This window comes from Ileibacterium valens, assembly GCF_001945525.1.
Classification (GTDB): domain Bacteria; phylum Bacillota_I; class Bacilli_A; order Erysipelotrichales; family Erysipelotrichaceae; genus Ileibacterium; species Ileibacterium valens.
Genome location: NZ_MPJW01000119.1, coordinates 1 through 10,396, shown reverse-complemented (window position 1 = coordinate 10,396; position 10,396 = coordinate 1). Strand labels below are relative to the sequence as shown.

At 40.9% G+C, this 10,396-nt stretch carries 10 protein-coding genes; 4 read left to right on the top strand and 6 right to left on the bottom strand.

Annotated elements, in window-relative coordinates:
- A partial coding sequence (locus BO222_RS05850) for a transposase (protein ID WP_075817320.1) occupies nucleotides 1-255 on the top strand: 255 nt, incomplete at its 5' end.
- A gap of 245 nt (nucleotides 256-500) precedes the next feature.
- On the opposite strand, the gene hprK is transcribed toward BO222_RS05850, so the two are convergent.
- The 6 genes from hprK to tmk form a co-directional block, all read right to left on the bottom strand.
- The gene (hprK, locus tag BO222_RS05845; RefSeq protein WP_075819221.1) at nucleotides 501-1,481 is read right to left on the bottom strand and encodes an HPr(Ser) kinase/phosphatase; all 981 of its coding nucleotides are present in this window, start codon (nucleotides 1,479-1,481) and stop codon (nucleotides 501-503) included.
- Between the two features lie 3 nt (nucleotides 1,482-1,484).
- On the bottom strand, nucleotides 1,485-4,307 hold the full coding sequence (uvrA, locus tag BO222_RS05840; protein ID WP_075819219.1) for an excinuclease ABC subunit UvrA: 2,823 nt from the start codon (nucleotides 4,305-4,307) through the stop codon (nucleotides 1,485-1,487).
- Between the two features lie 337 nt (nucleotides 4,308-4,644).
- Nucleotides 4,645-5,502 carry a 16S rRNA (cytidine(1402)-2'-O)-methyltransferase gene (rsmI, locus tag BO222_RS05835; protein ID WP_075819217.1) on the bottom strand — a complete coding sequence of 286 codons (858 nt, stop codon included), beginning with the start codon at nucleotides 5,500-5,502 and terminating at the stop codon, nucleotides 4,645-4,647.
- The gene (gene ricT / locus BO222_RS05830) at nucleotides 5,474-6,391 is read right to left on the bottom strand and encodes a regulatory iron-sulfur-containing complex subunit RicT (RefSeq protein ID WP_083647693.1); all 918 of its coding nucleotides are present in this window, start codon (nucleotides 6,389-6,391) and stop codon (nucleotides 5,474-5,476) included. Before ricT ends, rsmI begins: the two co-directional genes overlap by 29 nt.
- Nucleotides 6,392-6,505: 114 nt before the next feature.
- A complete protein-coding gene (locus tag BO222_RS05825; RefSeq protein WP_075819215.1) occupies nucleotides 6,506-7,525 on the bottom strand; it encodes a hypothetical protein in 1,020 nt (339 codons plus the stop codon).
- A 42-nt stretch (nucleotides 7,526-7,567) separates the two neighbouring features.
- Nucleotides 7,568-8,194, bottom strand: coding sequence for a dTMP kinase (tmk, locus tag BO222_RS05820; RefSeq protein WP_075819213.1), 627 nt, complete (start codon nucleotides 8,192-8,194; stop codon nucleotides 7,568-7,570).
- Nucleotides 8,195-8,492: 298 nt separating this feature from the next.
- On the opposite strand from tmk, the gene BO222_RS05815 reads away from it, so the two are divergent.
- From BO222_RS05815 to tnpA, 3 genes are all read left to right on the top strand, one after another.
- A complete protein-coding gene (locus BO222_RS05815) occupies nucleotides 8,493-8,993 on the top strand; it encodes a MarR family winged helix-turn-helix transcriptional regulator (protein WP_075819211.1) in 501 nt (166 codons plus the stop codon).
- Between the two features lie 19 nt (nucleotides 8,994-9,012).
- Nucleotides 9,013-9,198: a flavodoxin family protein gene (locus tag BO222_RS13940; RefSeq protein ID WP_198932003.1), complete on the top strand. Its 186-nt coding sequence runs from the start codon at nucleotides 9,013-9,015 to the stop codon at nucleotides 9,196-9,198.
- Between the two features lie 910 nt (nucleotides 9,199-10,108).
- Nucleotides 10,109-10,396, top strand: a 288-nt coding sequence (gene tnpA, locus BO222_RS05805) for an IS66 family insertion sequence element accessory protein TnpA (protein WP_198931970.1), incomplete at its 3' end; no start/stop codon positions are given.

Here is a 10,396-nt window from a genome sequence, read left to right as displayed (position 1 = left end):
CGGGAGAACATGTCTTCAGATGCAGGACATGAGATTATGGTCAGCCGGAGCATTCAGGCGGAAGGAACCTTCGGAGATCTTAAAGAAAACTACAGATACAGCCGATTGAGACGCCGGGGACTGGAAAACGTAAAATTTGAGGTGCTTATTGTGGCCATGGGACACAATATCAGAAAATTAAACAACAGAAATCGGATGAGTTGCCCAGAACTCGAACGTTATGGAAAATTAAAGGAGCAGAAAAGCGAAATCTGAAAAAGATTATAAACAGTCTTTTTGAGTTTTGGTTCTTTTCAGTGCGTTCAAAAATTGACTTGAGCGGAAAAACACATCATAAAACAGGATTGAATCAGATAAAAAGCATAGAAAAAGGGGCTGTAAATCTCGCTGATGAAAAATCAGTCGAAATTTAACAGCCCCTTTTACTCTTTATTTACAAATGGTATGGATGGATTTATTTCTCATAGACCATTCTGGATGATTTCCATTGATTCAGTGTTCTATTTTGCTGGAAGATAATCATGAATTGGAGGTTCAGGAATTTCTGAATGATTGGCCTGATTACGGGTAATCTCTTCAAGAACCCGTTCTTCAAATTCTTTTGCAGAATCAAAACCTTCACGAAGCAATAAGTAATTCTTAACTGCTGTTTCGATGATGGTAGCCATTGGCCGGCCAAAAGTGACTGGGATTTTCATTTTCATGATTGAGATTCCCAGATATTCGGTATATTCCTTATCCTCGAGACCCAAACGGTCATAGTCTTCGTCCGGTTTAAATGATTCCAGAGCAATTTCGAAATCAATATCACTGCGTTCTGCAACTGAAGTGACACCATACATCCGTTTGACATCAATGATCCCGACGCCACGCATTTCCATGAATCCTTCAATCACCTGAGCCGTTCTTCCAACCAGTGAGTTATGAATCCGGTACACGTCAACCCGATCATCCGCTACGAGCTGATGACCACGGTTCACCAGATCCAGAACAATTTCACTTTTACCCAGTCCGCTTGGTCCGGTAATTAACACACCCACTCCATAAACGCGTACGAGCTCAGCATGAACAATAACACTCTGAGCAAGCATCTCATCCAGGAAGTTTGTGATGTTAACCACAACTATACTTGTTCTTGAGTTTGTTATAAAAACCGGAAAATTCTTGCGGTTTGCGATTTCTTCAAGAACTGGCGGACAGGGCTGGCCGTTCGTGATGATGATGCAGGGTGTTTTTTCATTGGTTAAAAATTCAAAGACTCTTCTCTGATTAATTTCATCCATTTCATCGGCGATATAACGGGATTCCTTACCGCCAATAACGACAAGGCGCTTTACCTGTGAATTATTAAAATAACCTGCCAGCTCAAGACCTGGCCGATTGATATCAGGCAGAGTAATCGGCCGGTTCAGGGATGCTTCGTTTCCAGTAATCATCCGCCAGTGAAATTTTTCTTCCAGGTTTCTTACTTCTGCCTTCATATCTTATTTCCTTTCCAGCATGCCTTTGAGATATTTGCCGGTATAACTATTTTCGTTGGCGGCAATCTGTTCCGGCGTACCTTTGGCGACGATGGTTCCTCCTTCGTCTCCACCTTCAGGTCCGATGTCGATGATATAATCAGCATTTTTGATTACGTCAAGATTATGCTCAATGACAATCACCGTGTCTCCATTATTGACCAATCTCTGAAGCACTTCAATCAGTTTTTTTACATCCGCGGAATGCAGTCCAGTTGTCGGTTCATCCAGTACAAAAACTGTTTTTCCAGTCGCTTTCTTCTGAAGTTCACTGGCCAGTTTTACCCGCTGTGCTTCTCCTCCGGACAGCGTGGTCGCTGATTGTCCAAGCTTGACATAGGATAATCCGACATCCACTAAAGTCTGAAGTTTATGACGAATCTTTGCTACATTTGAGAAGAATTCCAGAGCTTCTTCAACAGTCATTTCCAGAACATCGGCAATGGTTTTATCTCTGTATTTGACCTGTAAGGTTTCTTCGTTATAGCGATGACCATGACAGACATCACAATCCACATACACATCCGGTAAAAAGTGCATGGAGATCTTACGGACGCCATCTCCCTGACAGGCTTCGCATCTTCCGCCTTTTACATTGAAAGAGAATCTTGATTTTGTAAAACCAAGCATTCTGGCTTCTTTGGTCTGCGCGTACAGATCACGAATATCATCGAATACACCGGTGTAGGTTGCCGGATTGCTTCGTGGGGTTCGTCCGATTGGATCCTGTCCAATCTCAATCAGCTTATCGATCTGATCCAATCCCTGAATTTCTTTGACCTGACCAGGTTTAACCCGGACCTTACCCAGAGAATGCTGAATTCCATGGGTTAAAACTTCAGTCACCAGAGAAGATTTTCCAGATCCGGAAACTCCAGTGACAACAGTCAGAGTGTTCAAAGGAAAGCTGACGGTGACATTTTTCAAATTATTTTGAGTCGCCTTGATGACTTTAAGTTCCCTGCCATTGCCCTTGCGGCGATCTTTCGGAACGGGAATGCTTTCTTTTCCTGTCAGGTATCTTCCAGTAATCGATTGATCATTAGCCATTACTTCTTCAGGCGTTCCGGCAGCAACAACCTGGCCGCCATGGACACCAGCTCCAGGTCCAATATCAACGATATAGTCTGCAGCCCGCATGGTATCTTCATCATGTTCGACTACGATTAATGTATTTCCCAAATCCCGCATTTCTTTCATCGTCGCAATCAGCTTGTCATTATCCCGCTGATGAAGACCAATCGATGGTTCATCCAGAACATACATTACACCCGTCAACTTGCTTCCGATCTGGGTAGCCAGACGAATACGCTGAGACTCTCCGCCAGACAAAGTCGATGATAGACGATCAAGAGTAAGATAGGTCAATCCGACATTTCTTAAGAATTCCAGTCGGGAACGAATTTCTTTTAAAATCATCTCCGAGATATGAGACTGCGTGTCATTCAGATTTAGATGATCAATAAATGATAAAGCCTGAACAACTGACATCTGTGTCCATTCATAGATGTTTTTGCCGCCAATCCTCACCGCCAGAACTTCTCTGGATAAACGAGCTCCCTTACAAGTCGGACAGGTCTGTTCCGATAAAAAGGATTCATACCAGTCGCGGCTCCAGCTTGAAGACGTCTCAAGATAACGGCGTTCAATCATATCGGCAACCCCTTCAATTCTTTCATTCATCTTGCGCTCCATCTGGCCGCGGGACGAATAAAGGGTATATTGAATTGCCGCATCTGAACCATGCAGGATGTAATTCATTTCCTTTTTAGTGAGATCCTTAATCGGTTTATCCATGTCAATAGAATAGTGATTAAGCAGCGCTTCCATGCGCTGCCATTCCTGATTGAGGGTACCCACAATGTTTTTATAGTAAGCAATTCCACCTTCGCGAATTGAAAGATTCTTATCCGGAATCAACAAATCCATATCCACTTTCTGCAGGACACCTACTCCCTTGCAGGAAGGACAGGCTCCTAGCGGAGCGTTAAAGGAGAACAGTTTAGGTTCGAGCTTAGGAACGGTAAAGCCACAGATTGTACAGGCATAGTTGCTTGAAAAAGTTAATGTCTGATCATCAGTCATCACAGCTGCCATCCCTTCACCCAGTTCCAAAGCAGTCTGCATCGAGTCATAATAGCGGGAGCGATTATCGCCTTTGACAATACGGTCAACGACAACTTCAATGGTGTGTTTCTGATTTTTATTGAGTGGATCCATCTCTTCGAGCATCCTGATCTCACCATCAATTCGGGCACGGATGAATCCTTCCCTGATCAGTTTCTCGAAAGTGTCCTTAAAAGTTCCCTTCTTCTGTCTTGCGATTGGAGCCAATATTGTTGTCCGGGTCTTATCGGGCAAAAGCATGATCTGATCAACCATTTCAGTGATGGTCATTCCTGTAATCGGTTCGCCATGAGTGGGGCAGTATGGGATACCGATTCTTGCGAACAGCAGACGAAGATAATCATAAATTTCAGTGACTGTTCCTACTGTACTTCGAGGATTATGAGAAGTTGTTTTCTGATCGATGGCTACCGCTGGAGAAAGACCGTCAATCTGGTCAACATCAGGTTTTTCTGAATTCCCCAGAAACATTCGCGCATAGCTCGAAAGGGATTCCATGTAGCGTCTTTGACCTTCGGCATAAATCGTATCGAAAGCCAAAGATGTCTTTCCACTCCCGGAAACTCCGGTCATGATGATCAGCTGATCCCTTGGAATCTTCAGATCGATATTTTTCAGGTTATTCTCCCTGGCTCCTTTGATGGTAATAAATTGTTCCAATTGACATACCCCCTTATTCCTTACTGATACTTAAAGAATTATTTGTATTTACCTTCATGTGTTTCCTTCATATTTATCATTCAGATTCATTCAAATTACTTTAAGTAAATTCTGAATTTATGAATTCTTTGATCTGTCTATATTGTAAACGTCGATTATACGTCTTTCGTTTTACAGACTTCCATGAAAGGATACCGCCAAATTTATTGTTTTCCAAATGATTTTCGCATTAAAAATGCATTATCAATTTTTGAGATGCGTAATTATCAGATTTTATCCAGAACACGCAAAAATGCAGAGCAAATCATTATCTTTCGATTTGCTCTGCTGATCAACTCTATTCCTGATTCAGTTCAAGATAGGCAGAATATAGTTCGTTTCGGCCGATCTTTGTCATTTCGCTGACTGCTTTGGCAGCAGCCCTTGGCTTTTTACCGTTTGCGATCTGTTCTTTCATCAGGTTCATAGCCTCTTCCATTGAAGACTTCAAATCTTCTTTCTTCGCCCCTTCAATGACAACAACCATTTCACCTTTCAGTCCTTCACAGACTTCAAGAACTTCAGAAATGCTGCCCCGAATGAACTCTTCATGTTTTTTGGTGAGTTCCCTGGCCAGGCATATTTTTCGATTTCCCAGAACTTCTAGCCCATCTGCAAGCATATCGCTGATTCGATGAGGAGCTTCATAGAACACCAGAGTATAGGGAAGCATTTTTAATTCTTCAAGCTGTTTTTTTCTTTTTGAACTCTTTGAATCCAGAAAGCCATAAAACAGATATCTTGAAGTTTCCAGACCACTGGCCACCAGGGCATTTAATGCGGCATTGGCACCAGACATGGAAATCACTGGATAGTCCTGCTCGATTACTTCCTGCACCAGACGATTGCCTGGATCAGAAATGAGCGGATAGCCAGCATCAGAAATGATGGCCACTTTCTTATTCTGCTCAAGCAAAGCCAGAATTCCTGGAATACTTGCATCCTGATTAAACTCATGATGAGCAATTAATGGCTTTTTGATCTCCAGATTTTTAAGAAGAATTCCGGAATTTCTCGTATCTTCACAGGCGATCACATCGGCATTTTTTAAAGTTTCCAGCACACGAGGTGAGATTTCCTGCATATTCCCGATTGGAGTGGGCACCAGATATAAGGCGGCCTGATCTTCATTCTGAAAACTTTTCTGACGTTTCATTTTGATCATCCTTCTCTTTGAATAGTTCATCAAAAGTCAAAAAGAGCACTTCTTCACGATTCTCAATTTTCGCCTGCCGCTGCAGGACATTTAGTGATGAAAGACGATATCGGTTTCCATTGTAGGTCACATGGGAGTTTACCTTTGGCAGTCCTTCCTTGAGTCTGGTGTATTCATCATTCTCAAAGCGCAGACAGCACATTAATTTACCGCACTGACCTGAAAGCTTCGAGATGTTTAAAGCGAGCATCTGATTTTTAGCCATATTGATCGACACCGTATCAAAATCACTCATAAATCTTGAACAGCAGCATTCCATGCCGCAGTTTCCAATTCCGCCAACCATCTTCGCTTTATTTCTTGGTCCAACCTGTCGAAGTTCAATCCGGCAGGACAGTTCACCGGCGAGATCTTTGAGCAGCTGTCTGAAGTCAACCCGATCATCACTGACATAAGTAAAAATGACTTTATATGAGTCGAGAGTATATTCACATGAGATCAGATGCATATCGAGATTCAGACGATTGATGCATTCCTGGCAGATCGCAAAGGCTTTTCTGGCCTTATCTTCATTCTCTTTTCTAGTCTGAAGGTCTTCTTCGCTGGCCTTACGCAGCACTGGCTTGAGATCTCCTTTGACTTTACGTTCATCGTAAATCATGGAAGGAACGCAGCAGCGTCCGATCTCCTGACCTCGAACTGTTTCAACAACCACAAGATCATTGGTTCGAAACTGTTCATAAGCCCCAAATGTATACGTCTTTCTTGATTCATCAAACTGAATATAAGCTAAATATGGATACGCAGCCGTTTCGGCTGCGGAGTTTTCATGATCCTGTTCGTGGCCAAAATGCCCTGAACCGTTTTTTCGAAATTCGTTCTTTGCCACTGTAGACCTCCTTTTTAATACGTCGTTATTTCATTGATAATAATCCTCATATCTGAATAACAAATCTGAGGACCAGATCTAAAAACATAGTTACCGTTTCCATCTGAAATTCAATCAGAAGATTTCGTGCATATAAAAGCAGAAGCGATCAAGAAGCAAAGCTGCATCTGCCGGAGTTTTCAGCTGATCGAGAATTTTAAGACAGGTCGTCTGAGTATCCAATTTCTTTTTGAGTGAAAGGTCCTTTCGTTCAAAACTTAAGAAACTGATCCAATACAAAAACAGCTGAAAATCCATTCGATTGAATTCCTTGTTTTTAAACGGGAAGATTTCATGCTGGAGATAATAGATAGCTTTGTGCGCCCCCTTCATCTCTAAAAACTTTTCTGCCACCTCCTGCATTTCAAACAATCGATTTTCACGCAGTATTCTGGCGGTATCCTGTTGATCAAAGCCATGATCAGCAAGCAGAGCCGCTCCCTTTTCATCGTCGATCAGTTCTAAAATCTGCTCCTGCCTGATCTTTCGTCCGGCTGGTCTTAATGAAATAATCTGAGTTCTGGATTGAATCGTATCGAGAATATTACTTAAATGATGACTTGTCAGAATACCAATAACGTCTTCAGGCGGTTCTTCAAGAAATTTCAGCAGCGAATTACTTGCCTGCACAGTTGCCCGATCATAATCTTCAAGAATATAAACTCTTCGTCCCTTTTCACTGCTGGAACTTTTTGAGAAAAAATCCTGCAGTCTGGCAATCTGATCTTTTTTAATCGTATAGTTTTCAAATTTTATTTCTGGCAGTTCCAAAGTCCCGCCATTTTTCCAATAGGCTTCAATATCCTTTCGGCGAAGCGGCTTTTGAGCCATCAATGAATCCCGGCCAATTTTAAAAAAGTCAGGGTGTTCCTGTCTTTCAACCTGCTGACAGCTTGTACATTTCTGACAGGCCAGACCATCTTCATCCGGATTTTCACAAAGAACAGATTGAGCCAGAAGCAAGGCGCATTGTGATAAAGGCGCTCCCTGTGCTCCAGAAAGCAGGTAGGCATGAGAAAGTGAATTGGATTTTAAAGCATGACTGAGTACCCGGTAAGCCACCGGCTGGTTTTTTCTGAACTCTTCCTTATTCATAATTTATAACCTCTGAATCGATTCATTTCATGGATTCAGGATTCATTTTGAAATGAAGTCGAGGATGGCCTGATATGCCTGATCAGCAACTTCTTCTGGACTCTTTTGAGCATCAATAATGATCGTCTTTTCTGGATGAGCTGTAGAAAGAACATCAAAACCTTCACGAACTCTTTGATGAAATCCCAGGCTTTCAGCATCAAGACGATCGAGATTTCCTCTTTTTTCCATTCTCTTTTGTGAGACGGATAAAGGAACCTTAAAAAACAGAGTCAGATCCGGACGTTGATGATTCAGCCCGAAATCATTAATTTCTTCAATCGCCTTCTGACCAAGATTTCTTCCATATCCCTGATAAGCAATGGAAGAATCCAGAAACCGATCGCATAAAACTATTTTTCCTTCATTTAAAGCCGGTTGGATCACTTCATAAAAATGCTGAGTGCGGCTGGCCGCATATAACAAAGCTTCCGTTTTTGGATTCATAGCCTTATTTGCGGGATCAAGCAATATGGAACGTATCTGTTCTGAGATGGCAGGACCACCTGGTTCCCGGGACAGGACGACATCAAAGCCTTCTTTTTTCAGTCTTTTTAAAAGAGCCTGAGCAGCAGTTGTTTTCCCTGCTCCATCATTTCCCTCCAGAGCAACAAAAAGTCCCTTTTGCATCCTGAGCCCTCCTTTGGTTCATCATCTTTAATATGGTTGATTGAATTTTCATCTTAAACTTTTCAATTATACCATATTCTATTTTTTCGCTTTTCGACCCCATAATTTGAAACTGCAAAGTTTGGATTTTGAACTCAGATCTTTAATCTCATTTCTAACAAATGGATGGAGAAAATTGATCAACAGGCAACATGTTGCTAATATAGATGTGTAACTAGTTACCTTTTGAAGTGATTGAGTAAATTGAAGAAAAAAGTTAATGAAGAGATCCGTATAGCTGGATAAAAAAGGATTAAAAATGAATATTGAAGATCTTATTGAAAATTATTCGGATTCAACTCAGAAACAGAGTCGGGCGATTTTTAGTTCCATATTTATTATCGGTAATAAGCTTCAGACTATTTTCGACAACAATATCCCGGAAATTTCATTGAAACAATTTATGCTTTTGTCGATGATCAGACAATCAGAAATCCCATTGACTCTGACTCAATTAGGAAATCTGCTTGGCTGTTCCAGACAGAATATTAAAAAATTAGCAGAATCCCTGATGAAAAAAGGTTATATCACTTTCGTCAAGAGTTCTCAGGATTCCAGAGCAACCTGTATCCGTATCACTCAAAAAGCGAACGATTTCTACGAAAACGACTTTGCAAAATATCAAAAAGATCTGAAATATCTGTTTGACGTTTATTCCAGTCAGGAAATAGAAGCTCTTTTTACTCTTCTATCGAAGATGTACTCAGGAATAAAAAACCTGGAAGCCAAAACATCCAGCAAGAATCTGCCGGACAACTAAAAGAAAGAGAAATAGTCCTATGAAAACAATTGTCATATACCATTCGCAGACAGGATTTACCAAACGCTATGCTGAATGGATCGCCGAAAATGTAAATGCCGATTGCCTTGAACTCTGTCAAGCTCAAAAGAAGGATTTATCCTTGTATCAGACCATTATTTTTGGAAGCTGGGCCTTTGCGGGCAGTATACGGAAAATCGGATGATTTAAGAAGAACATAAACGAATGGAAAAACAAAAAACTGATTATCTTTTGCGTCGGTGCAAGTCCAATAGACAGTCCTGAAGTCAAACAGGCTCTGAATAATTTTCGTAGTGATTTGGAGCACAAGAATGTAAAAGTTTTCTATTGCCCAGGAGGAATCAACTACGAAAGAATGACTGGTGCATCCAAATTAATGATGAAGATATTTCTGAACGGACTTAAGTCCAAAAAGGAAAAAACTCAAACCGAGACATAAATGTTAAAAATGATTTCATCTTCTTACGATATTTCTAATCAAAAATACATAAAGCCTATTCTGGAAGAATTGAACCTTAACAATTAGTTTTTTTAATTATGAAATTTATATAATTTTCAATACCATAAAATAAGATGAATGTTCTATTGTGAATTCTGAAAACGAAGACAAATGAAGAACTGTGCGGTAATAAGCCAATCAATCTTTTCTTCCTTTTCCTTCTCATAAGACTAATTACATCTTTCATTATCACTCCAAAATTTTCTCAAGATCGTTCATTGAAAGATTCAATAAGTCAGTAATTTTTTATTTCGAATTATTCAAAAGTATCATTTGGATCCCCTGCCTGATTCCTTCGTCTTTACCAATTCTCATTCCTCCTGTTTTACTGCGTTCCTGCATTTGAATCCACTCTTTACATCTCTAACACGTTTCCTGCAGAGTCATTTTTTCTTTATTACTTAATCTCAGTTCCAGACTTCTGGTATCGCGTTCAGAATTTTCATCAAAAATTACTTCTTTTTTTAATTATCAAAACAATATTGATTTACCATTCGGGAAAATGCTGGTTCTTTGTAACCTTTTGAAATTTGCACGGGCTTAGATCCTCCGGTTCCAGTCGATATTCTGTATTCGACTAGAACTGGAGGATTTTATGCATAATTATCTGTTTTCCAAATCCCGTGAACTGAATCAGGAACAGTGGATGAACCTGGTTGATCAATATCAGGTGTCAGGTCTGACTCAGGCTGGCTTCTGCGTCCAAAACGGCCTGGCTTTATCCACCTTCCAGTACTGGCGCAGAAAAGCTGCCGTCGTATCGCCTGCTTCAGCGGCTCTTGAATTCGTAGAAATTGACAGGACGGTCTTCCTGGATTTGGAAGGATCAGACGAGAGTCCAAAGCCGGTGATTGAAATCACTGACAGCGACCGAACGATCCGT

Bases quoted from the DNA above. Each gene is read 5' to 3' on its own strand.
- hprK (WP_075819221.1), bottom strand. From the start codon at position 1,481: ATGAAGGCAGAAGTAAGAAACCTGGAAGAAAAATTTCACTGGCGGATG.
- rsmI (WP_075819217.1), bottom strand. From the start codon at position 5,502: ATGAAACGTCAGAAAAGTTTTCAGAATGAAGATCAGGCCGCCTTATAT.
- BO222_RS05825 (WP_075819215.1), bottom strand. From the start codon at position 7,525: ATGAATAAGGAAGAGTTCAGAAAAAACCAGCCGGTGGCTTACCGGGTA.
- tmk (WP_075819213.1), bottom strand. From the start codon at position 8,194: ATGCAAAAGGGACTTTTTGTTGCTCTGGAGGGAAATGATGGAGCAGGG.
- BO222_RS05815 (WP_075819211.1), top strand. From the start codon at position 8,493: ATGAATATTGAAGATCTTATTGAAAATTATTCGGATTCAACTCAGAAA.
- BO222_RS13940 (WP_198932003.1), top strand. From the start codon at position 9,013: ATGAAAACAATTGTCATATACCATTCGCAGACAGGATTTACCAAACGC.